Below are 24,989 nucleotides of genomic sequence, written 5' to 3'. Positions count from 1 at the left end.
CGATGTTGTAGCTCCCGATCGGGCTTTGGTGACGGACATCACCTACATCCGCACCCTGGAGGGCTTCGCCTATCTGGCTGTCGTGATCGATCTCTATAATCCGGTGCGCAAGCACGTCAGGAATGGGATGCTGCCACCGATCGAGTTCGAACGGCAGCAGAGTTTGAAAGCAGAAGGCGTCTAGAAAACTAGGGGCTACTCAATTGCTACAACACGACATTGGCTCGTCTCCGGCACGACGCCTGCCCTCGCTGGCTAAATTTATCTTTTTGAGAGGCGGCCGATATGCCGCTGACCGAAGAAAATGTAACCCCATTCATCATTGGTGCCGATGCAACGCTCCTCAAAATGGCCTATTGCGAGGACCGCGCTCGCCATTCTGACGAGAAACTGCTTCATGCTGCTTTCCGCTGAATTGACGCGGACCGCCGACCTGCTGCAATGATCACGTCGAAGGGGCGCCAATGCGAATTGTCATCATCGACGACAGCGGGTTGCGGGCGACCGTGCTCGAGGAAGGCCTGCGCGACGCGGGCTATGACGACATCCATATCGTTCCGCCGCGCGGCGCTTTCGTCGCGCGGCTGGAGCGGATGGCGCCCGACGTCGTGCTGATGGATCTGGGCAGTCCCAGCCGCGATACGCTGGAAGAAATGCTGATGGTCAGCCGTGCGCTGGCCCGGCCGATCGCCATGTTCGTGGATCAGTCAGACGACGCGATGATTGGCGCGGCGATCGATGCGGGCGTATCCGCCTATGTGGTCGACGGGTTGCGCAAGGAGCGGGTGAAGCCGGTGCTGGAACTGGCGGTGCGCCGGTTCAACGCCTTTGCAAAGATGCAGACGGAACTGGACGAGGCGCGCACGGCGCTGTCGGAACGCAAGATCATTGATCGCGCCAAATCCATTCTGATGAACCAGCGCTCGCTCAGCGAGCAGGATGCCTATGCGCTGCTGCGGTCGAGCGCGATGAATCAGGGCAAGAAGATCGTGGATGTGGCGCAGGCGTTGATTACCGCCAGCGACCTGCTGGGAGGAGGATTATGACGACGAGCCTGCGCATCGCCTTCCTGCCGCTGACCGATGCCGCCGTTCTGGCGGTGGCACGCGAACGCGGCTTTGCCGAGGAGGAGGGTCTGTCGCTGGACCTGATCCGATCGACAAGCTGGGCAACGCTGCGCGATCGGCTGGTCTATGGACAGGTGCATGCGGCGCAGATGCTGGCGCCGCTGGCCGTGGCGGTGACGCTGGGGCTGAGCCAGCAACCCGCCGCGCTGGCCGCACCCTATAAGCTGGGCGTCAATGGCAATATGCTGGTGATGGCGAGCGATTTCGCTGCTGCGCTCGACCCCGATACCGGTCGGCGCCTGTCCGATCCGCTGGGCACAGCGCATGATTTTGCCGCCGCGATCGGCCTGTGGCGGCGCAAGCCGGTGATCGGCGTAGTGCATCGTTTTTCCAGTCATTCGCTGATGCTGCGTTACTGGCTTGCCAGCGCGGGCATCGATCCTGACCGGGACGTGGTGCTGCGCGTGCTGCCGCCGTCGCTGACGGTGGAGGCGATGCGCGCTGGTGAGATAGATGGGTTCATTGCCGGCGAACCATGGGGCAGCGCGGCGGTGGAGGCGGGGCTGGCCGAGGCGGTCGCGATCGGCGAGCGCATCTGGCAGCGGGGGGTGGAGAAGGTGCTCGCTTTCCGCACGCCCTGGCTGGAGGAAAATCCCGACATCGTGGATCGATTGTTGCGCGCGCTCATCCGGTCGGCGGCCTGGTGTGATAACCCGGCCAATCATGACGCGCTGGCGCAAATGCTGTCCGATCCGCGTTATGTCGATCAGCCCGCCGACCTTATCGCCCGCGCGCTGAGCGGGCATATCGTCGTGCGTCAGGGGGAAGCGCCCATCGCCAGCCCCGATTTCCTGTTATTCTCTCGGGAAGCCACGCCCTTTCCATGGCGTAGCCAGGCGTTGTGGATCTATTCGCAGTTCGTCCGCTGGAACATGGTCGAGCATGGCCCGGACGCTCTGGCGAAGGCCAGCGCCGTGTTTCGTCCCGATATCTTCCGCCGGGCGCTGGCCGATGTGGATGTCCCCATGCCGGGCGCCAGTATGAAAGTGGAGGGGGCATTGGGGCTGCCGCTGGCGGTGGGATCGCGCAAGGGCGGGTTGACGCTGGGGCCGGATCGCTTCTTTGACGGGCGGGTGTTCGATCCGGAACGGATGGACGACTATCTGGCCAATTTTGTGTCGCCACTTTGAATCGGCGGGAAATTTTGTGCCTTGCAACATGATGCGATTCGCGAGATAACATAAGGGTCGCGCGACGAAGCGCGCCTATCCGGATGCGCCGTCCCAAAGGTGGGACCGCCATCTTCACCATATTTCGCAGCAAAGCCGCTGACCGGATCATCCCAAGGGATGCTGTCCGGGCTGCGGCTTTTTTCGTGTCCATTTCCGTTTATTGGGGGACGTATCATGGCAACCGCTTATTGGGATCGCGAAGCACAGGATGCCGCGACCGCGCCGACGACCAGCTTCTGGAAGGCCGGCCACACGCCGACGCTGATCGCTGCCTTTCTCTATTTCGACCTTGCCTTCATGGTGTGGGTGCTGCTCGGCCCGCTGGCGCCGATGATTTCCAAGACGCTGGCGCTGACTCCGGCCGAAAAAGGTCTGATGGTTGCGACGCCGACGTTGGCCGGGGCGCTGCTGCGCGTCGTCAACGGCCTGCTGGTCGACCGGATCGGTCCGAAATTGTCGGGCGCGATCAGCCAGATCATCGTCATCGCCGGCCTGTTCACCGCTTGGGTGGCGGGGATTGACAGTTTCGGCGGTACGCTGGCGCTGGGCGTGATCCTGGGCTTTGCTGGCGCCAGTTTCGCGATCGCGCTGCCGTTGGCCAGCCGCTGGTATCCGCCTGAGCATCAGGGCAAGGCGATGGGCCTGGCCGGCATGGGCAATTCGGGCACCGTGCTCGCGTCGCTCTTTGCCCCGGTACTGGCCAAGATTTTCGGTTGGAACGCGGTGCTGGGTCTGGCTTGCATCCCGCTGGCGATCGTCTTCGTCCTGTACATGATCATGGCCAAAGACGCGCCCAACGCGCCAGCGCCCAAGAAGATCGTGGATTATTTCCAGCCTCTCAAGCAGGCCGATGCCTGGTGGCTGATGGCTTTCTATGCCGTCACCTTTGGCGGGTTCGTCGGTCTGGCCGCCAGCCTGCCCATTTACTTTACCGACCAGTTCGGCCTGACGCCGATCGTGGCGGGATATTGCACGGCCGGCTGCGTCTTTGCCGGATCGCTGGTGCGGCCGATGGGCGGCGCGCTGGCTGACAAGATCGGCGGGTCGAAGGCGCTGATGATCGTCTATGTGGTGGCTGCCATCGCTCTGGCGGGCGTCAGTCAGGCAACGACGCTGGCAGCGGCTCTCGCCTGCTTCGTTGTCGCGATGCTGGCGCTGGGCACGGGCAATGGTTCGGTGTTCCAGTTGGTGCCGCAGCGTTTTCAGGCCGAAATCGGCATCATGACCGGCCTTGTCGGCATGGCGGGCGGCATTGGCGGCTTCTATCTTGCCAGTTCGCTGGGCCTTGCCAAGCAGCTGACCGGCAGCTTTGCGCCCGGCTTCCTGATCTTTGCCGGGCTGGCGATCGTCGCGCTGCTGGGGGTGACGCTGGTGAAGGCCAAGTGGCGCGCGACCTGGAAGACGGGCGCCCGCATCTGATCCGGAGAGGAGGGCGGCGGCAATGACCGCCGCCCCATTCGGGTCGTATCCATCTCGTCCGAGGGGGGACGTGCTTTCCATGAAATATCTTCTCGCATCGGCGGCTATGCTGGCCGTCGCAGGGCCGGCTTGCGCCCAGACCATCAGCCTGAAACCCATAGCCGAAGCGCGGCTGCGCTACGAACATGCCGATCAGGAAGGATTGCCGGAGGAAAAGGCCGATGCGCTGACCGTTCGCGCCCGCGCCGGACTGATGGCCAGCAGCGGGGCGCTGTCCGCGACGATCGTGGGCCAGGGGATGCTGGCGCTGGTCGACAAACATTATGATGGCGTGAATGGTGCGGCCACCCGGCCGATCGTCGCTGATCCGGAAAATGTCGCGCTTTATATCGCCCAGCTGCAATATAAGGCCAAAGTCTTCACCCTGACCGGTGGCCGGCAGAAGATCGCGCTGGATGATGAGCGCTTTGTCGGCAATGTCGCCTTTCGCGACAATGGCCAGACCTTCGACGCCGTGCGTGCCGAAATCACGCCGGCCAAGGGGCTGAAGCTGGATGTCGCCTATGCCTGGTCCGTCCGGACGATCTGGGGTTTTCAGGGCAAGGGGGCACGGCAACAGGCGGTGAGTGGCGACAATATTCTCGCCAACCTGTCTTATGCTACGCCCGTCGGCACGCTGACCGGCTTTGCCTATCTAGTCGATCAGGATGAAGCAGCGGTACAAGCATTTCGCCTGTCGAGCCAGACCTATGGCGTGCGGCTGGCGGGGGTGCGTCCGCTGTCGAAGGCAGCGAAGATCAGCTATCAGCTCAGCTATGCGCGCCAGTCGGACTATCACCGTAATCCCAACGCCTACAGCGCCGATTACTGGCTGGCGGACGGCACGCTGGACGTGAAGGGATGGAAGCTGAACGCCGGCTATGAAGTGCTGGGCGCCAGCAGCGGCGCGGCTTTCACCAGTTTCCAGACGCCATTAGGCACCAATTTCAAATTTCAGGGCTGGGCCGACAAATTCCTGACTACGCCGGCCAATGGCATCCGCGATCTCTATGTCGGTGGCGGCTATGGCTGGAAGCAATTGGGGCCGCTGTCGGGCGTGGCGCTGTCGGCCAGCTGGCATCGGTTCGACAGCGACCGGCTGGACCAGCATTATGGCAATGAGATCGATCTTCTTGCGTCCGCGAAAGTGAAGAAGACGATGCTGTCTGTCCGCTATGCCCATTATGATGCCAGGGCGATGGCCACCGACACCGAAAAGCTGTGGTTTCAGGCCGACTGGGCCATCTGATTGAAAAGCATATCAAGGATTCGCTTGAGCCGTCAGGCGAATCCGCATATGCTGCACTGCAAGGGACAAGGATGTCCTCCTTCACATAGCTGCGGCGGTTCAGGGTAGAACTGGCAAGGCGCAATATGATGGCAAAGCCGCCATCCAGACTTTCGGGTTTTAAAACCCCGGAGGTCCGGATGGCGGCTTTTTTGTTTTCTGGAGTCACGGGGATGGAATTTCAGGACGGATTGGCACCGGCGGCAGAGAGCGACAAGGATATCCTCGTCCCCGCCGACGATGTACGGGAACATCTGGTGGTCGTGGGCAACGGCATGGCCGGCTGCCGCGCGGTCGAGGAATTGCTGGCGCGGGATGCGGGACGCTATCGCGTCACCATTTTCGGCGCCGAGCCTTATGTAAACTATAATCGCATCATGCTGTCGCCGGTGCTGGCGGGGGAGAAGACGTTCGAGCAGATCGTCATCAACGACCGCGCCTGGTACGACGATAATGGCATCGAACTGATCGCTGGTGATCCGGTGACGGGGATCGATCGCGATGCCAAGCGCGTAACAGCACAGAGCGGTCGCACGGTTCATTATGACAAGCTGCTGATCGCGACCGGCTCCGACCCGTTCATCATCCCGGTGCCGGGCAAGGATCTGCCCGGCGTCATCAGCTTCCGCGACATGAAGGATGTCGACACCATGCTGGCGGCGGCGAAAGCCGGCGAAGCGGCTGGCGGAGGCAGCGCGGTGGTGATCGGCGGCGGCTTGCTGGGGTTGGAAGCGGCGCATGGCCTGACCCTGCGCGGCATGAAGGTGACGGTCATCCACCTGATGGACACGCTGATGGAGCGGCAGCTGGACGAAGCGGCCGGCTGGTTGCTCAAGAGTGCGCTGGAAGGGCGCGGCCAGACCATCCTGACCGGCGCGAATACCGAAGCCATTTATGGCGACGGCAAGGTCGAGGGCGTCCGCCTGAAGGACGGTCGCGAAATCCCGGCCAGCCTCGTCGTCATGGCGGTGGGCATTCGCCCCGCGACCGGGCTGGCGCGTGAAGCCGGACTGGACGTCAATCGTGGCATCAGGGTCGACGACCATATGGTGACGAGCGACCCCGATGTTCTGGCTGTGGGTGAATGTGTCGAGCATGACGGCAATGTTTATGGCCTTGTCGCGCCGCTGTGGGACATGTGCCGCAGCTTGGCCGACGGTCTGACCGGTCAGCATAGCGGCTATAAGGGATCCGTCACGTCGACCAAGTTGAAGGTCGCGGGTCTGGACGTTTTCTCGGCCGGCGACTTTTCCGGTGGTGAGGGGTGCGAGGATATCGTCCTGCGCGACGCCTCACGCGGGGTTTACAAGCGCGTCATCGTCAAGGACGACAAGATCGTCGGCGCGGTGCTCTATGGCGATACCGTCGATGGCGGCTGGTATTTCGACATGCTGAAGCGCGAAGAGAATGTCGCCGACATTCGCGACCTGCTGATCTTCGGTCAGGCTTTCGCCTCTGGAGGAGGCGCGCTGGACCCTAAGGCGGCCGTTGCGGCGCTCTCGGACGATGCCGAGATTTGCGGCTGCAACGGCGTCAGCAAGGGCCAGGTTGTGTCCTGCATCGAGGCAGGCAATTGCAGCCTCGATGCCGTTCGCGCCACCTGCAAGGCGTCGGCAAGCTGCGGCAGTTGCACGGGTCTGGTCGAAAATCTGCTGGCGGTGGTGCTGGGCGACGATGTGAAGTCCGGCCCAAAGACGATGTGCAAATGCACCAGCTTCACGCATGACGATGTCCGCCGCGAGATCGTGGCGCAGAATATGCGCTCCATCCCCGAAGTGATGCAGTTGCTGCACTGGTCGACCCCGGACGGCTGTTCCTCCTGCCGCCCCGCGCTCAACTATTATCTGCTCTGCGCGCTGCCCGGAGACTATCAGGACGATCAGCAGAGCCGCTTCGTCAACGAGCGGATGCACGCCAACATCCAGAAAGACGGCACCTATTCGGTCGTTCCGCGCATGTGGGGTGGTCTCACTAATCCGCGAGAACTGCGCGCGATCGCCGATGTGGTCGAGAAGTTCAACGCCCCGATGGTGAAGGTGACGGGCGGCCAGCGCCTCGACATTTTCGGCATCAGGAAGGAAGATCTGCCGGCCGTCTGGGCTGACCTGAATGCTGCCGGCATGGTGTCGGGCCATGCCTATGGCAAGTCGCTGCGCACGGTGAAGACCTGTGTGGGCAGCGAATGGTGCCGCTTTGGCACACAGGATTCGACTGGCCTTGGCGTCAAGATCGAGCGGATGACCTGGGGATCGTGGATGCCCCACAAGTTCAAGATTGCCGTGTCGGGCTGCCCCCGTAATTGCGCGGAGGCGACGATCAAGGATTTCGGCGTGGTCTGCGTGGACTCCGGCTATGAACTGCATGTCGGCGGCAATGGCGGTATCCATGTTCGCGCCACCGACCTGCTGTGCAAGGTCGCTACCGAGCAGGAGGCGATGGATTATTGCGCCGCCTTCACCCAGCTTTATCGTGAAGAGGCCCGCTATCTGGAGCGCACCGCGCCGTGGATCGAGCGGGTCGGCGTCGACTATATCAAGCAGCGGATCGTGGAAGATGATGCAGGCCGCGAGGCGCTGCGCGGGCGCTTCCTTTATTCGCAGAGCTTCTCTCAGGAAGACCCATGGGCAGAGCGTGCCGCCGGAGCGCAGGCGGAACTGCATCAGCCGCTCGCCCCTATTGCCATCGCTGCGGAGTGACATTCATGACCGACTGGATCGACATCGGAACGCTGGCCGACATTCCCCGGCGCGGCGCCCGCACGGTGCAAATTGAAGGGGAGAAGGAAATCGCGGTGTTCCGCACCGGCGACGACCATGTCTTCGCGCTGGTCAATGAATGCCCGCACAAGAAGGGGCCATTGAGCCAGGGCATCGTCCATGGCCATAGCGTCGCCTGCCCGCTGCACAATTGGAACATCGCCCTGAAGACGGGCGAGGCGCAGGGCGCGGACGAAGGTTGCACGCCCACCATCGCGGTGCGGATGGATGGGACACGTATCCTGATCGCCCGTCCGGCCGCGATGCAGGCGGCGGCCTGATGGGGCAGGCGGTCCGCACTACCTGCGCCTATTGCGGCGTCGGCTGCGGCATTTCGGCCACGCCGACCGGGCCGCGATCGGTCGTCATCAAGGGCGACGAGGCGCATCCGGCCAATGCCGGGCGTCTCTGTTCCAAGGGCACGCATCTGGGCGAAACCGTCGGCCTGACCGGCCGGTTGCTGCATCCGATGATCGGAGCCAAGCGGGCGAGTTGGGACAAGGCGCTGGACCTTGTGGCGAAGCGCTTCAAGGAAACGGTCGACCGTTATGGCCCGGACAGCGTCGCTTTCTATGTCTCCGGCCAGTTGATGACCGAGGACTATTATGTCGCCAACAAGCTGATGAAGGGCTTCATTGGATCGGCGAACATCGACACCAATTCGCGCCTTTGCATGTCGAGCGCGGTCGCCGGGCATAACCGGGCCTTTGGCGAGGATGTGGTGCCCGCCAGCTATGACGATCTGGAGGAAGCCGACCTGATCGTGCTGGTCGGCTCCAACACCGCCTGGTGCCACCCGATCGTCTATCAGCGCATGCAGGCCGCCCGTGCCGCACGCGGGACGAAGCTGGTCGTCATCGACCCGCGCCGCACCGAAACCTGCGAGGGCGCCGACCTGCATCTGCCAGTAAAGCCCGGCACCGACGTAGCCCTGATGAACGGCCTGCTGGCCTGGTGTGATGCGCAGGGCATCACTGATCCCGCCTATCTGGCCGATCATGTGAACGCGCCCGAAGGTTTCTGGGAGCATATCCGCACCGGGCATGACCTGTGGACCACGGCCGCGACCTGCGACATCGAACCGGCGCTGTTGAAGCAGTTTTTCGAGCTGTTCGCTGCGACCCCACGCACCGTCACCCTGTTCAGCCAGGGCATCAACCAGTCGATCCGCGGCACCGATCAGGTCAATGCGATCATCAACGTCCATCTCGCCACCGGTCGTATCGGCAAACCGGGCGCGGCGCCTTTCTCGATCACCGGCCAGCCCAATGCCATGGGCGGGCGGGAGGTCGGCGGCCTTGCCTCCACGCTGGCGGCACATATGGACTTCGCACCGGACAATGTGGTCCGCGTCGGCCGCTTCTGGGCCGCGCCGACCATGGCCACCAGGCCGGGGCTGAAGGCCGTCGACCTGTTCCGGGCGATCAACGAAGGGCGGGTCAAGGCACTATGGATCATGGCGACCAACCCTGCCGTCTCGCTGCCCGATGCCGGGCGCGTGCGCGAGGCGCTGGGGTCGATCCCCTTCCTGGTCGTGTCGGATATCATGGCTGACACCGACAGCAGCACCCATGCGCATGTCCGCCTGCCCGCCGCCGGTTGGGGGGAGAAAGACGGCACCGTCACCAATTCTGACCGCACCGTTAGCCGCCAGCGGCCCTTTATGGCGCTGCCCGGAGAGGTGAAGCCCGACTGGTGGAGCGTCAAGGAGGTCGCCCGCCGCATGGGATGGCGCAATGCCTTCGCCTATGATCGGCCGGCCGATATCTGGCGCGAACATGCACGCCTGACCGCCTATCAGAATGACGGGCAGCGATTGTTGAACCTGCGTGCGCACGCCACCATCGGCAACGATGCCTATGACGCGATGGAGCCCTTTCGCTGGGGCGACCAGCCCTTTGCCGACGGCCGCTTCCCCACGCCGGACGGCAGGGCGCGGATGGTGCTGGCGAAGCAGATGGATATTCAGGCGCCGCTCCAACAGTGGCCGATGACGCTGAACACCGGACGCTATCGCGACCAGTGGCACACGATGAGCCGCACCGGACTGTCCCCGAAATTAGCCCGCCATCGCGAGGAGCCGCTGGTGGAAATCCATCCGCAGGACGCCGAGCAACTGGGTATCGTCGATCGCGACCTTGCCCGCGTCCAGACCGCGCAGGGCAACAGCATCTTCCGCGTGAGCGTGAGCGAGGGGCAGCGTCCGGGCGAAATCTTCACGCCGATCCACTGGACCGACCAGATATCGAGCGGCGGGCGCACCGGCCTGCTGCCGCGCCCATTGGTCGATCCCCATTCGGGCCAGCCCGGCTTCAAGTTGACCCCGGCCAGCGTCGAGCGGGTCGCGACCGAGTGGAAGGGCTTCCTGATCCTGCGCGGGCAGGAACCGGTGAAGCTCCCCTGCCTCTGGGCGACGAAGGTGGCGGTGCCGGGCGGCGCGCTCTACGAGATTGCCGGCAATGGCGATCCGGCTCGGCTGGAAGCCTGCCTGCCCAAAGGCGAGCGGGTCGAGGCGATCGACCAGACGCGCGGCAGCCGCCGGATCGCCATCATCCGTGACGGAAAGCTGGCGGCCGTGTTGTTCGTGACCCGCACCGGCCTGTTGCCCTCGCGCGACTGGCTGATCGGCCAGCTTTCGGTCGAAGCGGTGGGCGCCACCGTTCTTGCCGCGCGCGGGCCGGGTAGCCAGCCGGACAAGGGCGCGACCATCTGCGTCTGTTTCGACATCGGCCTCAACCAGATCGTCGCGGCGATCCGGGACGAACAGCTTGTCGACGTGCCGGCCATCGGCAAGGCGCTTGGCGCGGGTACCAATTGCGGGTCTTGCCGGCCCGCCCTCGCCAACATCCTTGCTCAAACATCGCGGGAGACGGTCCATGCAGCCGAATGAAGTTATCGCGCCCGGAGAAGTCTGGCTGGTCGGGGCCGGGCCGGGCGACCCGGACCTTTTGACCCGCAAGGCCGAAAGGCTGATCGCGGCGGCGGACATCATCTTCTATGATGCGTTGGTCGGGCCGGGAATCCTCGATCTGATCCCCCCAGGCGTCGAAAGGATCAGTGTCGGCAAGCGTTCGGGTCGCCATTCGAAGGATCAGGGGACGATCGACCAGATGCTGGTCGCCGCCGCACTGGAAGGTAAGCGCGTCGTGCGGCTGAAGGGCGGCGATCCCGCCATGTTCGCGCGCGCATCCGAGGAAATCGCTGCCCTACGCGCGGTCGGGGCCATTGTGCGCATCTGTCCCGGCGTCACCGCCGCCAGCGCGGTCGCAGCGGCTGCCGGACTGTCATTGTCACTTCGCGGCATAGCGCGCCGCGTCCAATTCATCACGGCGCACAGTCGCCGGGGACGGGCGCTCGACCTCGACTGGCGGGCGCTGGCCGATCCCGATTGCACGCTTGCCATCTATATGGGCAGGGAGGCCGCGCCTGAACTCAGCCGCGCGCTGATTGCCGCTGGCTTGCCGGGATCGACGCCGGCTCTCATTAGCTGCGATGCGTCCTTGCCTCAGGAGCAGATGCTGCGGACCCGGCTTGATCTGCTGCCATTGGTGATCGAGTGCTTTGCCCAAGATCGCCCAACATTGATTTTGATCGGGGAGGCAGTAGCACAGGGCGATCTGGCCACCTTTGCCGGAGCGACGGTCGGCACCACGTTGATGGGCTGATTGGCATCATTAAGGGCGGCTCTCGTGTGAAGCGTTGTTCCTGCGGCCATCATGGCCACAGGAAATGTGTCATGGGATTATCAGAGTTTGATCCCGCCGCTCGCAAGCGAGTATCATGGAACACCGGACGTAGAGTTGGAGCGAAACGGACGCTCAAACCCCGGCAGATTTGGGCGATCCGTTTCTTTCTGGATCAGCACGGACGAATTCGCGATCGAGCCCTCTTTGACTTGGCCCTCGATAGCAAACTGCGAGGCTGCGATTTGGTGAAAATCAGGATCAGCGACATTGTGCGTGATCGGAAAATCCGCGCCAGGGCGACGGTCGTTCAGCAAAAAACCGGGAGGCCTGTTCAGTTTAAGATGATGGACGATGTTCGCGCCAGCCTCCTCAAATGGTTTGAGCGACGAGGTGGAGCGCTCGAGGATTACCCTTCCCCAGCGGAGCCGACCAGGGAACATCATTTTTCAATAGGTTCGCAGGCACTGGATTCGATATCACCCATATCCCTATCCCATCGATAAAATGTGCTGAACGGCTGCAAATGGGCCGCATCAGAACGCCCTGCCGAGATGACAGATATTCTGCACAGTCTCGCTTTGCCGCGGAACCAAAGGGTGTAGCTGTCGTGGTCCGTCAAAGCTTTGACAGTGCAACGATCGCTATCGCGAGCGATGCCGCCGCGTATCAGAAAACAACGCCTGCCCCGTGGCGATTAAGGAAAGAAGCGCTCCTCAACGGCTACGCTCAAGGTCGTACCGCAGACCTGTTTCTAGCCGCTTTCCAGCGGACTTCCGCTAAGAGGCCGTTCCGCCCTGCGAACCCGCTGGTCGTCACCCGCAAAATCACCCCTTTACGGTCGCTTAGAGTCTGTTTGGAAATGCGCCTCTGGCGCATTTTTCAAACGGTCGCTTAGCGACCGCGCTGGAATATCTCTGCTCACAGCGTGAAAATGGTCCGATCTCGTTGAGCCGCAGTATTTCTGAAAAATTAGCAAAGCAAACGTTTGCTTACGCCCATTTCATCTGTATGATCGACTCCCGGAAGATCGCAACGGCGACGGAGAGGTTCATATGCGAGACAGAGCCAGCAAACCAAGAATGCGGCTGTCCCGCATCGTCGAAATGAATCTCGGCTTCCTCGGCATTCAATTCTCCTTTGGCTTGCAACAAGCCAATATGGGGCCGATCTATCGCTATCTTGGCGCAGACGAAGCCCATTTGCCGTTGCTCTGGCTGGCGGGGCCGGTGACGGGGCTTCTCGTACAACCGATCGTAGGGGCGATGAGCGACCGGACGGTCAGCCGTTGGGGCCGACGCACGCCTTATTTCCTGATTGGCGCCATATTGTGCAGCCTGGGCCTGCTGATGATGCCCTACAGCCCGACCCTCTGGTTTGCGGCCAGCCTGCTCTGGATGCTCGACGCGGCGAATAACATCACCATGGAGCCCTATCGCGCCTATGTGAGCGACCGGCTGAATGAAAGCCAGCGATCAATAGGCTTTCTGACGCAGAGCGCCTTTACGGGCCTCGCCCAGACGCTGTCCTATCTGGCGCCATCGCTGCTCGTGTGGGGGGGATTCAATGCCGACCTGGTCGATGCGAACGGCATCCCCGACGTCACCCGGATTGCCTTTCTGATCGGCGCGGTGATTTCCATATCGACGATCCTCTGGTCGGTGCTGCGCGTTCCCGAATTGCCGTTGTCGGATGAAGAGATCGCGCGCATGCGGGGCGAGCAACTGTCGTTCGGCACGGCGCTGCGCGACTTCATGATGGCGGTGCGCGGCATGCCCGTCGCCATGCGCCAGCTTGCTTTGTCGATGCTGCTGCAATGGTTCGCGATGTTCGCCTATTGGCAGTTCATCAGCTTCGCGCTGGCCCGGGCGATTTTCGATACGGCCGATCCGACGGGCAGCGGCTTCCGCCAGGCCGTGCTACTGACCGGGCAGGCGGGCGCGCTCTACAATGCCGTCGCCTTCCTCGCTGCCTTCGCCATGGTGCCGCTCACTCGGCGGATCGGACCGCATCATGTTCATGCTGTCGCCGTCGCCTTCTCGGGCGCTGCGATGCTGGCCATCCCCGGCGCGGGTGATCGCACGCATCTGTTCCTGTTGATGATCGGCATCGGCATCGGCTGGGCCAGCATGATGGGCAATCCCTATGTCATGCTGGCCAATGCCATCCCGCCCGAGCGGACTGGGGTCTATATGGGCATCTTCAACATGTTCATCGTCATTCCCATGCTGCTCGAAACGCTGATCGTGCCGGTCATCTACCGTCCGCTGCTGGGCGGCGATCCCCGCAATATCCTGTTGATGAGCGGCATGATGATGATCGCCGCCGGGGCCGCCACCCTTATGGTCAGGAAGCCACGCGAAAACTGATACGCCCGCGATCCTGATTGTCCCCTGCCATTCAGTGGCCTAGACGATAGGATATGACGGATCATCATGAAGAACCTGTCCGCAGCATAACCGACCTAGCCCGGATCGCGGGCGTTTCGGTGTCGACCGTGTCGCGCGCGCTGACATCCAAGGGCGCGCTCAACAAGGAGACGCGGCGCCGTATTCAGGAACTGGCGGCCCAGCACGGCTTTCAGTTGAATGTCGCCGCGCAGAATCTGCGACTGGGCCGTACCGGGGCGATCGCCGTCCTGCTGCCCCTGGGTCATGAGCGTGGCCAGCATCTGTCCGATCCCTTTTTCATGGCGATGCTGGGTTTTCTGGCGGATGAACTGACGGAGCGCGGCTATGATCTGCTGCTGTCGCGCGTATTGCCCGATGGTGAGGATTGGCTGGATGCCTTCATCCGCGGGGGCCGGGTCGATGGCGTCATCATCATTGGACAGTCCAACCAGAGCGCCGTGCTGGACCGCACCGCCAGCCATTATCGCCCAATGGTCATCTGGGGCGCCCATGCGGCGCGCAATCAGTATCTGACGGTCGGGACCGACAATATAGCCGGAGGTGCACTGGCCGCCCGCCACTTGTTGGAGCGCGGGCGTGGCAAGCTGGCCTTTTTCGGCAATGTCGCCGTGCCGGAATTTGCCGCCCGCTATGAAGGCTTTCTGTCCGCCCTGCCCGCCGATGTGCGAGACCGGGTCGAACTGGTCCACGCGCATGTCACGCCGGAGGCCAGCTATCGCGTGGCGGCCGACTATTTTGCGGAGGGCCATCGCCCCGACGGCATATTCGCCGCTTCGGACGTGACCGCCATGAGCGTCATCACCGCCGCCGCCGAACAGGATGTCCGCGTGCCCGACCAGTTATCGGTGGTGGGCTTTGACGATGTGCCGCTGGCGCGATTGTCCAACCCGCCACTCACCACCATCCGGCAGGATATCCAGCGAGGCGCTGCATTATTGGTCGACCTGCTGTGCCAGCGGCTGTCAGGCAAGGAGGTCGGATCGATCCAGATCGGGCCGGAGATCGTGACGCGGGAGTCGAGCTGACAAGAAAAGGCCCGGCTCCTGTGCGGAACCGGGCCTTTCAGGTAGCCGAAGCGATTGTTCCGGAGAGGAGGAACGGTCGCTCCGGCGTCGAACAAGGATCAGAAATTGTAACGGATCGAGGCGGTCACGGTGCGGCCATAGACCGCGCTGTTCTGGAAAATGCCGGTGGTCGCGCCGGTCGACAGCAACTGCCCGCCGCCGCGATAGCCCAGCGTGTCGAACAGATTATTGGCGTTGAGGCCCAGTTCCAGATTTTCGACCGGCCGCACCTTCACGAAGCCGTTGAAGAAGGTCGTGCCGCGTACGGTGTAGAGGTTGAAATCGTCATTGGGTGCGCTCGACTGACCGCTGGCGGACAGGCCGACCGCGAACAGGCCTGCATCATAGGATGGCGAGATCAGATAGGTCAGCTTGGGAATGCCGCCCGGTCGGTTGCCGGCCAGCGCCGCCGTCGCGCTATCCTTGATCTTCGGATTTACCCAGGTCGCATCGACCGCCAGACGGAAATTGCCGAGATTGAGACGCCCGGTCAATTCGACACCCCAGGAGCGATAGTCGTTGGAGATGTTCGGGTCATTGTTCGGCGGTGGATTGTTGATCCGGGTGAAGTCATAGTTGTTTTCGGTTAGGGTCGAGCGGAAACCGGTGACTTCCACCGAATAATTGCCCGACCCACCGACGAAGCCACGATGCTTCACGCCCACTTCCTGCTGGTTGAGGAAGTTGATGGCCGTGCTGGCGCCCTGGCTGTTGAGCGACCCGTCGGCATTGAAGTTGCCGCCCAGCGTGCGCCGGTCTGCGTTGAAGCGCCCGCCCCGGCTGACGCGGGCGAAGACGCTGGTGCTGCTGTCGAAGGCATAAAGTGCGCCGACCGACCAGCTGGTATAGCTTCGGCTGTAATTGATCCGCTCGATCACGCCACCCGGCAGCATGGACGGCAAGGTCGCGGTGCCGACTTCATCGCTGACGACATAATCGGGGCCGGCAACGCCCGCCTGCGCCGTGCCTTCGCCACGCACCCGATCAAAGCGGACGCTGGCGTCGAGGTCGAAGCCGCCGCCCGAATAGTTGGCGGACAGGAAAGGCGCGTCGTCGGTATATTTGAGGTCGACGCTGCGGGCGCAGCAATTGCCCCAATTGTCGTTGAACCCGGCCTGGCCCGCCGCGGTGATCTGCGTGCCGGTGGTCGAGTAGAGATTGAGCGGCGCGGCATTTTCGCCCTCCAGCGCGCTATATTGACGGTTCACATGCCAGTCCTGCACGATGTTCTGGCTCATGTGGAACCAGCCGGCCTGCATGGTGATCTTGCCGCCGCCGACATCGAACCTGCCGGTCAGCGCCAGATTGTTGGCGATGCTGCCCATATCCTTCATCAGCGTGTTGATGTTGGGATTATTGTTCAGATAGGTGCCGGTATAGGCCTGTCCCTTGTTCGGCCCCGCCGCATAACGGATCGCCCCCACCGTCTGGCCATTGACGGTCGATCCCAGCACGCTGGCAGTCGTCGCGACGTTCAGGAACTGGGTGGTGAAGTTACCGCTCATGTCGGTATAGCGGAAATTATTGTCGACAGTCAGCGCGTCGCTCAGTTCATAGTGGAATTGCGCACCGACGGACGTGACGCGAGGGTGAATGCCCTCCACATCGGCATTTTTGAGCACGCCGTTGCTGTCGACATATTGGAAGCTGCGCTGATAGATGGAATAGGTCGATCCATCGCGCGCATCGAAGCCAGGCAGTGGCTTGAAATTGCTGATCTTGTTTCCGTCGATCGTCACCAGCGAGGGCATGGTCGTGTTGGTGGGCGCCTGTTCGTCCAGACGCTTGAAGTTGAAGCGGATGAAGCCCCGGCCGTCGCCCAGATCCTTGGTCAGGTTGGCCTTCACCTGATAGCCGCGCAGGATGTTGAAATCCTCATTGGTCGGGCCGCCGCCCTCACGGGCGTAGCCGCCGACATGGAAGCGCAGCGTGTCGCTGATCGGACCGCCATAGTCGAAATCGACGCGCGTCTCGCGGAAGCCAACGCCCTTCGAGAGGCCGATGGAGCCCCCCTCCTTCTCGCCCGTCTTGCTGATATAGTTGACGACGGCGCCGGGCGCCTGGCTGGCGAAGGTGGAGGCGGAACCGCCCCGCACGGCTTCGACCCGCTCGACATTCTGGTCGAAGCGCAGCCAATAGTCGTTGTTGCCGAACTGGATGTCGCCGAACAGGGTGACGGGGAGGCCATCTTCCTGAAGCGCGACATATTCCGAGCCGCCGGTCGACACCGGGATGCCGCGCACACCGATATTGGCGTTACCGCCCGGCCCCGCCGTATCGGAGGGCTGGAGGCCGGGAATGGAGCGCAGCACTTCGGCTTCGGAACGCGGTGTGAAATTCTGGATCGCTTCCTGGCTGACCTGCGACACCGAAATGGACGACCGGAACCGCGACTTGTCGCCCGCTGCGGCGGTGACGACAATATCCTCGCCACTGATGGGCGCGCGCTCCTGCGTGGCAGCGGCTGTTGTATCGGCAGGTGCGGCGTCCTGCGCCAGGGCAGGCCCGCCAAGGCACGCCATGGCCAATGCGAACGTAGAAATGCAGCTTGGCTGAATGCTGGTCTTCATCATCCCCTCCTTAGGGCCGCCGCGCATCGCTTCGCAGTCGGTCGAATGCTTGCATAATCGCCTCTGCAAACCTTTGCAATATATTTCAGCAAACGTTTGCTGTTGATTTGTTGAGAGTGTTGCATATTGCTATATTGCGATCGCAGAACCGGCGGTTCTGCCTGAAAAACAAGAGCGATCAGGTCGAGGATGGATGATAATCATAATTTTGCCGATCTTGCCGCGCACCAGCCCGCATCGCCCTCTTCTCCTGATGCCACCAATTGGCTGAGGTCGATCGAGTCGGCCATATTTGGCGCATTGCGCGCCGGGGCCGAAAACCATCTGCCGCCGATATTGGAGCAGGCCTGCCTGCTTTGGCCGGATCATCCCCGGCTCCTCTGGTTGAAGGCATTGGTCCTGCGGGAGGTTCATGCGCATGAAGCCGCGCTGATCGCTGCCGAACGCGCTACGGCGCTTGCGAAGAGGGACCCGCCGGCACACGCCCTCCTCGCCCAGTTGCGCTACGAAACCGGGCGCAGCGCTGCCGCGCAATTCGTGATCGCCCGCACTCTTGCCCCGGCGGACATGGCCCTGGTCCGTAGTCATGCAGGCGCGCTGGCGGCAGAAGGCGACAGCGAAGCGGCGCTGGCGCTGATGACAGCGGCCCTGCATGATCACCCCGGCTGGATCGAGGGCCAGACCTACCGCGCGACATTGCACCGTCTTGTCGGCGGCAGCGGACGAGAGGATGACGGCTTTGCCGAAGCGCTGCGTGTCGAGCCGCACAATCTTGCGCTGCATCTTGGGCATTTCCATTGGCTGGCCAAGACGAAGAAATGGGATCAGGCTCGCGCGGTGCTGGAGAAGGCAATATGCGCTTGCGGAGCGGTCGCCGCGCTGGAGATAGCACGCCTCTATCTCGAAGCGGAATCAGGGGCGGCTGCGGACAATCCCAATCTGTTCGACAGGCTGGCTGACCGCCCCGATCCCGGCCTGACACTTGCCCGTGTCCGCCACGCGCTGCGCTGCGGCGCACCGGAGCGAGCGGTGAAGATTGCGCTGGCGCAGCTTGGCTCCCCGTCCGCGCCGCTATTCTGGCCCTATCTGTCGATCGGATGGCGTATGCTGGGGGATGACAGAGCGGCTTGGCTCGACCGGCCCGACCAGTTGATCAGCGCGGTCGACATCGGCCTGGACGCGCAACAATTATCCGACCTTGCCGATCTTCTCCGCACGCTGCACATGGCGACAGCGCCCTATCCCGACCAGTCGGTGCGCGGCGGCACCCAGACCGACCGGCCGCTGCTTTTCCGACATGAGCCGATCATGCAGCGTGCCCGCGCGGCGATCGAGGCGGCGGTGCGCGACTATATCGATCGCTTGCCACCTGCCGAACCGGGGCATCCTTTACTCGGAACGCCGCGCAGCGAAGTGAAGTTTGCAGGAAGCTGGTCGGTGCGCCTTTCCGCCCAGGGGTTTCATGTCGCGCACACCCATCCGGTCGGCTGGATCAGTTCGGCGCTCCATGTCGCCTTGCCCGACGCCTCGGCAATGGGCGACGCGCCGTCGGGCTGGCTTCGGTTCGGCACGCCGCCGCCGGAGCTGGGGCTGGACCTGCCTCCCTATCACCAGATCGAACCCAAGGTCGGCCGCCTGATCCTGTTCCCTTCGACCCTCTGGCACGGCACGGTGCCATTTGCAGACGGCGAGCGACTGTCGATTGCCTTCGACATACGCCCGCCGCGCCGCTGAACGCTCAGCTTTCGAACAGGAAGGCCGCGCCCTTGTAATCGCCCTTCAACTTCACACGCAGGCCCTGCTCCATCCAATAGGCGCCGCTCGCTTCCGCCGGCACACCATCGGGCAAGGCCGACCCGTCCAGCATCCGCAACCTGTAGCGGCGCGCCGGATCGAGCCCCGCCGGATGCAGCGCCTCGACATTGTCGCGGAAGGATGAACTGTGCAGCATCTCGAACAGCACGGCCCGACGCTTGTCAGGGGCGACATGGAAGGTTGCGGAGGTCGCCGCGCCCGGCCGGGGCGGCGCGATGCGATAGAGATCCCCACGCTGCACGATATCCCTGATGTTCTTGTAGGCGGCGATCCATTTCGTGGCCGTGGCGAAATCGGCGTCCTGCCAATGATCCAGATTGGCGCCGATGCCCAGGCTGCCCTGCATGGCGGACAGGAAGCGATAATCGAGACTGGTTTCCCGTCCATTCGCCCAATTGGGGCTGTCCGTCACCCAGGCCATCATGATCGACGGCGCATAGGCCTGCGTAAAGCCGTCCTGAATGATCAGCCGATCATAGGGATCGGTATTGTCCGAGGTCCAGCTCTGATCGGTAAGCCCCATGATGCCCAGGTCGATGCGCCCGCCGCCACCCGAGCAGCCCTCAATCTCCAGCCCCGGATGGCGCCGCCGCAGTTCGGAGAGGACATAATAGAGGTTGCGGACATATTGGACCTGTATCCGCTGCTGATCCTCTGGCGGCATTTCGGGCCAGCCCGCTTCGGTCCAGTTGCGGTTATAGTCCCATTTGAGGAAGGCGATGTCATTCTGGCTCACCAGCCGGTCCAGCACCGCCAGCAGATGATCGCGCACATCGGTCCGGGCGAGGTTGAGGACCAATTGGTTGCGGCCTTCGGTGCGCGGACGATCAGGATAGTTCAATACCCAGTCGGGATGGGCGCGGTAGAGGTCGGAATTGACATTCACCATTTCCGGTTCGACCCAGAGGCCGAAATCCATGCCCAGCGCTTTCACCCGGTCGATCAGGGGTTTGAGGCCATTGGGGAATTTGCGCGGATTGACCGTCCAGTCGCCCAGCCCCGCCTTGTCGTCGTCACGTGCACCGAACCAGCCGTCATCAACGACGAACCGCTCGACCCCGATCTTCGCCGCCTTCTCGGCCAGTGCCATCTGACCGGCCTCGGTCACGTTGAAGGTGGTTGCTTCCCAGCTATTGTAGAGGACCGGTCGGATCTTCGCCTTGGCGCCGCCGGGGATGATGGTGGCGCGCTGGAAGGTGTGGAAGCGGCGCGAGGCGTCGCCCATCCCCTTGCTGGTATAGCCCGTGTAGAAAGTCGGCGTATCCAGGCTCTCACCCGGTTTGAGCGTCCAGCCGAAATCATAGGGATTGTAGCCGCCGCTGATCCGCACCCGGCTGAGATTGTCAAGACCGACCGACAGGCGGAAGGAGCCGGACCAGGCCAGCGCCCCATACCAGACGGGACCATCCGTCTCGCTGCTCTTGCCATCCTTGACCAGCGCGAACCAGGGCTGATTGCCATGGCCGGTCGATCCCCGGCGACTTTCCAGCACGGTCAAGGCAGGCGTCACCGGCGTTTCCACCTGCGACCATTCCGAGGCGTGGCGGCCGGTCAGATAGCGGAGGCGATAATCGTTGCCGACCGGCAAAGTGTAGGTCGCTGCCGCGATCTGGTCGATGCGCACCGGTTTGCTGTCGCCATTGCGCACGCTGGCCGACCGGGCGACCACCCCCGTCGCCGGGTCGATCGCATAATGTAGCGTGACCGTCAGCGGTCGGCGAATATCGGCCAGTTCGACCGTCAGCGTCTCGCCAGACACGGTGTGGCGTCGATATTTGAGGACGAGGTCGCGATTGCCGTCGGCGAACACCGCCTTGATGCCCGGCTCGCTGACCAGCCCTTCCCCCTGCCCCGCATATTCCTGCGGCGTGATCGATCCAGCCGGGTCGAACCCTGACAGTTCAGCAGGATGCCGGGCAGAGAGCGGCGCAGCGTCATCCAGCGTAGCGCCCCAATAAAGCGGCTGAAGATAGCCCTGCTCGTCCACCCCAATGGCATAGGTCACGCCGCCGCCGTCGAGCCGCATCATGCGGCCGTCTGCTGTTGCGCTGACCTTTGCCCAAAGGACGTCAGGACAGGCAAGAGCCGTGAAGGCGGTGGCCGTGAGGCTCAATGATTGCAGGGGCCGCATATTCATCATCCTTGTCTTTCCGCCAAAGCATCAAGTGCCAGCGCGACAGCGCCCAGCGGCCCTGCCTGATCTCCCAGCGCAGGGGTTCGCACGATGGCAGCAATCGTTTCCGAGGTTACGAACGGCAGATATCCACCCAGCTGTGCCAGAACCTTGGCCCGAACGCGATCGAGCAGATCAGCCCGGCCCATGCCCACGCCCCCGCCAATCAGCACCTGCCGCGCTGCCGTCATGAGCAGGATCGTGGACACGAGTTGGCCAAGGTCATGGGCGACATGGTCCCAGCGGGGATCATCCGCCTCGATCTGATCACCCGGCTTGCCAAAACGTTGTGCCAGTGCAGGACCGGAGATCAGCCCTTCGATACAATCGCCATGAAAGGGACAGATGCCCGGGAAATCGTCCCCTTCGGCCCGGCGAATGGCGATATGCCCGAGTTCAGGATGCATCGCGCCATGCAGCGGCCTGCCATTCAGGGCAAAGCCCCCGCCTAGCCCCGTACCGATGGTGAGGTAGCAAAGGCAGTCGGACAGGCCCTGCCCCTGAGCGCCGGCGCCCCAGCGTGCTTCGGCCAGCGCTGCGGCATTCACATCGGTATCGATCGCCGCCGGACAAGGCAGCGTTCCGGACAAGGCCCCGAAAATATCCGCTCCGCTCCAGCCAGGCTTGGGCGTTGGGAGCATATGGCCGAAATCACAGGCATTTCTGTCGAGCCGCAAAGGACCAAAAGAGGCGATGCCCAAAGCCGCAAAGGGATGTTCCGTCTGCCAGCGACGCAGGATGTCCTGCACCGCCCCCAATGTCGCGTCGGGCGTCGTCGTCGACACCAATAGCCGTTCTACAATCTCCGGTCCCTGCGCGCGCAGGACGACAACCTTCGTTCCGCCCAGTTCGACACCCGCGATCAAAGGGCGCGTCATGCTAACACTCCTGCGGCATCGCCATCGAGCCACAACTGGACAAATGGCGCAAAAGCGCCGCCGAAACGCCGCTCGGCTCCTCCACCCCAATTGTCCACGAAGCTGGTGACGCGCAGATCGGGTAGCACCATCCAGCTGTAGCTTTGCGCCGGCGCCTCCGGCGGATTGGCGAAGACAAGGCCGCTACCGTTGATTGGACGCCAGGGTCCGGCAAGCGCGTCGGCAACCATGCCATAAAGACCGGTTGGCCCCGTCGGCCCTTCCGGATTGAACACATGAGCCTGGGTCGACCAGAAGAGATAATAGCGCCCCTGATGGTGCACGACGTGCGGGCGCTCCAGCTCATTATTGACGCCATCGGCGGCAATCAGCGGCGGTTTGACGGTCCAGTCGTCCGGGCGATCCGCGGGTGCGGTGGCAACCCCGACAACGCCGTTGAAGGCCGAGATCGATCCTGCCATCGATCCCGCGAAAAACAGATAATGGCCACCATCTGCGGGATCGCGGAAGTAGGCGGGATCGCGAAAGGCCTTGATCGTGCCGATGCCGCCGCCGCCGGTGGTCGCCATGTACCAATCGGGCGCAGGGGGGATCACTTCGCGCAGGTCGCGCCAGTCCGCCAGACGGCTGTCCCTCCCAAGATCGGCCCGTGCGCTGAACATACGCTGTTCAAAGGTCAGCCCATTGTCGCCGCGCCGTCCAGCGGCCGTGAAATAGAGGGTCACATCGCCCGTGGCCTCATCCGCGATGGCTGACCCTGACCACTCCCGACTCCCCGGCGAAAAACCATCCGGCATGGCCGGGCCAAGATCGGACCAGATGCCATTCTGATAGCGGAGCAGGTGAATGCGCGCATGCCCGTGCCGCGCGTCCGGGTCATCAAATCGGGGTGCGCCAAGCGCCATCCAAAGCTCGCCTCCGCAAGCTGTAGCCAAGGGCACACCATCCCGCCTCTGAATCGGCCACGCATCCCAAATTCCCAGATCAGATGCGACGGAGGAAAAATCCTTGTCGGTGATTGGGGCGATGCCGACCGGCGAAGGAGAAATTGCAGCAACGTGCGCGGCTGTCCAGGATATCGTCACTTCAACGCCCTCTTCATGTGAGGAGGACGCCGTCAAGCGTGCAGTCCCAACGACATCCTCCCCGAGATCGAAACAAGCCTGGTGGCGTTGAAACGCCCATCCAAACCTGCTTCTTCACGGATCGTAAAGCGATACGCAAACGTTTGCAATAGGTGGTTGGAAACTCCAATTGGAAGGCTGCATTCATTCCATCATCGATCCTTTGTAGCCGTTTAGTGGCCAAGTTCGCCCCCAGATACAAACCAGCCGCTTCCGATGGCGCATCCATCCTTGAGGCGCGCGCCGTGCAAGGAAAAAATTGCGAGAGGCGCATCATCGACAAATGCGATCAGCAATTCTGCTCAGGCAAAGAATTATCTCAGTCAGTCCGTTTCGGAATGAATTATTTCATTCCATTTTCGTAATGATTTGTCGCATTACTTCCGATGTTGTAAAATCCAGCTCTTATTAGATGTTTGGTCCCGGGAATTGATGGTGCGGGTTTGATGTGAAGCGCTGGGGTTCCTTTGTCCAGCATTTGCAGATGAATTCGTAGGGCGTGAGGCCCTGAAGGGTCTTCAGCTGCTTGGCGAAGTTGTAGGCGGCGACGAAGTTGGCGAGGTGTTCGCGCAGTTGGTCGTGCGTCTCGTAGTAGAACCGCTTGATGGTCGCCTCCTTAATAGTTCGGTTCATCCGTTCGACCTGGCCATTGGTCCAAGGATGCCTGGGCTTGGTGGTGCGGTGATCGATGTCGCTGAGCGCGCAAGCATATTCGAAGGCATGGGCTCGGAAGAGTTCGCCGTTGGCGATGGCTTCCTTGATCAGCGGCACGGCCGAGCCGCCAGCGCCAGGCGTCGTGAAGTGAATGCCATTATCGGTTAGCACAGTGTGGATCTTGTAGGGCACGGCAGCGATGAGCCGGTATAGGAAGTCGCGCGCTGTCGCGGTCTTCGCTTTCTCGTGCAGCTCGACAAAGGCGAACTTGCTGGTTCGGTCGATGGCTACGAACATGTACAGTCTGCCCTGCTCGGTGCGGACCTCGGCGATGTCGATGTGGAAGAAGCCGATCGGGTAGCTCTTGAATTTGCTCCGCCGGGGCTTGTCGCCCTCTACATCCGGCAGTCGCGAAATATCGTGGCGTTGAAGGCAGCGGTGCAGGGACGAGCGCGTCAGATGCGGGATCGTTGCCTGCAGCGCGTAGAGACAGTCGTCCAGCGGGAGCAATGTATGTCGACGGAAAGCGACGACGATCGCCTCTTCCTCGATCGACAGCCCCGTCGATCTGGGCTCCTTCGGCCCGGTCTTCCGGTCATCGAGAGATCGGCGCTGGCGCCACTTGGCCCCGGTCTTCTGGTTGATCCCGTGGCGCTTGGCCAGCGCCCTCAGGCTCTCTTGACTATCTTGTATTGCTCGACGGACTGCCGCTGTCGTGCGGGCGCTCCCGTGGAGAATCTGGCCCATAGTGCATCCTTCCATTGCTGGCTGAATAATGCACCATCAATTCCCGGGACCAAACATCTGATCGCCAAG

18 protein-coding genes and 1 pseudogene are annotated in these 24,989 nt (G+C 62.5%); 13 read left to right on the top strand and 6 right to left on the bottom strand.

The features are described 5' to 3' along the window. From BMX92_RS22215 to cobA, 10 genes and pseudogenes are all read left to right on the top strand, one after another. Positions 1 to 184: pseudogene (locus BMX92_RS22215) on the top strand (hypothetical protein); the annotation flags it as partial. Positions 185 to 285: 101 nt separating this feature from the next. Further along, positions 286 to 414, top strand: a complete 129-nt coding sequence (locus BMX92_RS28130) for a hypothetical protein (protein ID WP_256213553.1) — start codon at positions 286 to 288, stop codon at positions 412 to 414. Positions 415 to 464: 50 nt separating this feature from the next. Then, on the top strand, positions 465 to 1,046 hold the full coding sequence (locus BMX92_RS22210) for an ANTAR domain-containing response regulator (protein ID WP_031298515.1): 582 nt from the start codon (positions 465 to 467) through the stop codon (positions 1,044 to 1,046). Continuing rightward, positions 1,043 to 2,257, top strand: coding sequence for a CmpA/NrtA family ABC transporter substrate-binding protein (locus tag BMX92_RS22205; RefSeq protein WP_093020628.1), 1,215 nt, complete (start codon positions 1,043 to 1,045; stop codon positions 2,255 to 2,257). The genes BMX92_RS22210 and BMX92_RS22205 overlap by 4 nt, the downstream gene beginning before the upstream one ends. A 216-nt stretch (positions 2,258 to 2,473) precedes the next feature. After that, entirely contained in the window at positions 2,474 to 3,718 is a 1,245-nt protein-coding gene (locus BMX92_RS22200) for a nitrate/nitrite transporter (RefSeq protein WP_093020625.1), read from the top strand. Between the two features lie 79 nt (positions 3,719 to 3,797). Beyond that, a complete protein-coding gene (locus tag BMX92_RS22195; RefSeq protein WP_093020623.1) occupies positions 3,798 to 5,006 on the top strand; it encodes a hypothetical protein in 1,209 nt (402 codons plus the stop codon). A 212-nt stretch (positions 5,007 to 5,218) separates the two neighbouring features. Then, on the top strand, positions 5,219 to 7,741 hold the full coding sequence (gene nirB / locus BMX92_RS22190; protein ID WP_093020621.1) for a nitrite reductase large subunit NirB: 2,523 nt from the start codon (positions 5,219 to 5,221) through the stop codon (positions 7,739 to 7,741). 5 nt (positions 7,742 to 7,746) lie between these two features. Beyond that, entirely contained in the window at positions 7,747 to 8,082 is a 336-nt protein-coding gene (gene nirD, locus BMX92_RS22185; RefSeq protein WP_093020619.1) for a nitrite reductase small subunit NirD, read from the top strand. Then, positions 8,082 to 10,691, top strand: coding sequence for a nitrate reductase (locus BMX92_RS22180; RefSeq protein WP_093020617.1), 2,610 nt, complete (start codon positions 8,082 to 8,084; stop codon positions 10,689 to 10,691). Before nirD ends, BMX92_RS22180 begins: the two co-directional genes overlap by 1 nt. Continuing rightward, the gene (cobA, locus tag BMX92_RS22175; protein ID WP_093020615.1) at positions 10,678 to 11,466 is read left to right on the top strand and encodes a uroporphyrinogen-III C-methyltransferase; all 789 of its coding nucleotides are present in this window, start codon (positions 10,678 to 10,680) and stop codon (positions 11,464 to 11,466) included. The genes BMX92_RS22180 and cobA overlap by 14 nt, the downstream gene beginning before the upstream one ends. 113 nt (positions 11,467 to 11,579) lie before the next feature. On the opposite strand, the gene BMX92_RS28455 is transcribed toward cobA, so the two are convergent. After that, positions 11,580 to 11,930, bottom strand: a complete 351-nt coding sequence (locus tag BMX92_RS28455; protein ID WP_177185203.1) for a hypothetical protein — start codon at positions 11,928 to 11,930, stop codon at positions 11,580 to 11,582. A 636-nt stretch (positions 11,931 to 12,566) separates the two neighbouring features. On the opposite strand from BMX92_RS28455, the gene BMX92_RS22165 reads away from it, so the two are divergent. Both BMX92_RS22165 and BMX92_RS22160 read left to right on the top strand, forming a co-directional pair. Beyond that, positions 12,567 to 13,853, top strand: a complete 1,287-nt coding sequence (locus BMX92_RS22165) for an MFS transporter (protein WP_256213552.1) — start codon at positions 12,567 to 12,569, stop codon at positions 13,851 to 13,853. Between the two features lie 53 nt (positions 13,854 to 13,906). Further along, entirely contained in the window at positions 13,907 to 14,920 is a 1,014-nt protein-coding gene (locus BMX92_RS22160) for a LacI family DNA-binding transcriptional regulator (protein ID WP_093020611.1), read from the top strand. 98 nt (positions 14,921 to 15,018) lie between these two features. On the opposite strand, the gene BMX92_RS22155 is transcribed toward BMX92_RS22160, so the two are convergent. Next, a complete protein-coding gene (locus BMX92_RS22155; RefSeq protein WP_256213551.1) occupies positions 15,019 to 17,529 on the bottom strand; it encodes a TonB-dependent receptor domain-containing protein in 2,511 nt (836 codons plus the stop codon). 189 nt (positions 17,530 to 17,718) lie between these two features. Here BMX92_RS22155 and BMX92_RS22150 point away from each other — a divergent pair, with 189 nt between their 5' ends. Then, complete coding sequence (locus tag BMX92_RS22150; protein ID WP_093020609.1) at positions 17,719 to 19,263, top strand: putative 2OG-Fe(II) oxygenase; 1,545 nt, start codon at positions 17,719 to 17,721, stop codon at positions 19,261 to 19,263. A 4-nt stretch (positions 19,264 to 19,267) separates the two neighbouring features. Here BMX92_RS22150 and BMX92_RS22145 read toward each other — a convergent pair whose 3' ends face one another. From BMX92_RS22145 to BMX92_RS22130, 4 genes are all read right to left on the bottom strand, one after another. After that, positions 19,268 to 21,475, bottom strand: a complete 2,208-nt coding sequence (locus BMX92_RS22145) for an alpha-galactosidase (protein WP_256213550.1) — start codon at positions 21,473 to 21,475, stop codon at positions 19,268 to 19,270. Between the two features lie 5 nt (positions 21,476 to 21,480). After that, complete coding sequence (locus tag BMX92_RS22140) at positions 21,481 to 22,395, bottom strand: ROK family protein (RefSeq protein ID WP_177185202.1); 915 nt, start codon at positions 22,393 to 22,395, stop codon at positions 21,481 to 21,483. Further along, entirely contained in the window at positions 22,392 to 23,480 is a 1,089-nt protein-coding gene (locus BMX92_RS22135; protein ID WP_093020607.1) for a glycoside hydrolase family 68 protein, read from the bottom strand. The genes BMX92_RS22140 and BMX92_RS22135 overlap by 4 nt, the downstream gene beginning before the upstream one ends. 447 nt (positions 23,481 to 23,927) lie before the next feature. Next, positions 23,928 to 24,920 (bottom strand): IS481 family transposase, encoded by a 993-nt coding sequence (locus BMX92_RS22130; RefSeq protein WP_093020605.1) that lies wholly within the window; start codon positions 24,918 to 24,920, stop codon positions 23,928 to 23,930. Positions 24,921 to 24,989: the final 69 nt, after the last annotated feature.

The sequence above is a fragment of the Sphingobium sp. YR768 genome (assembly GCF_900111125.1).
Classification (GTDB): Bacteria; Pseudomonadota; Alphaproteobacteria; order Sphingomonadales; family Sphingomonadaceae; genus Sphingobium.
This window is presented reverse-complemented; position numbering and strand designations above follow the sequence as displayed.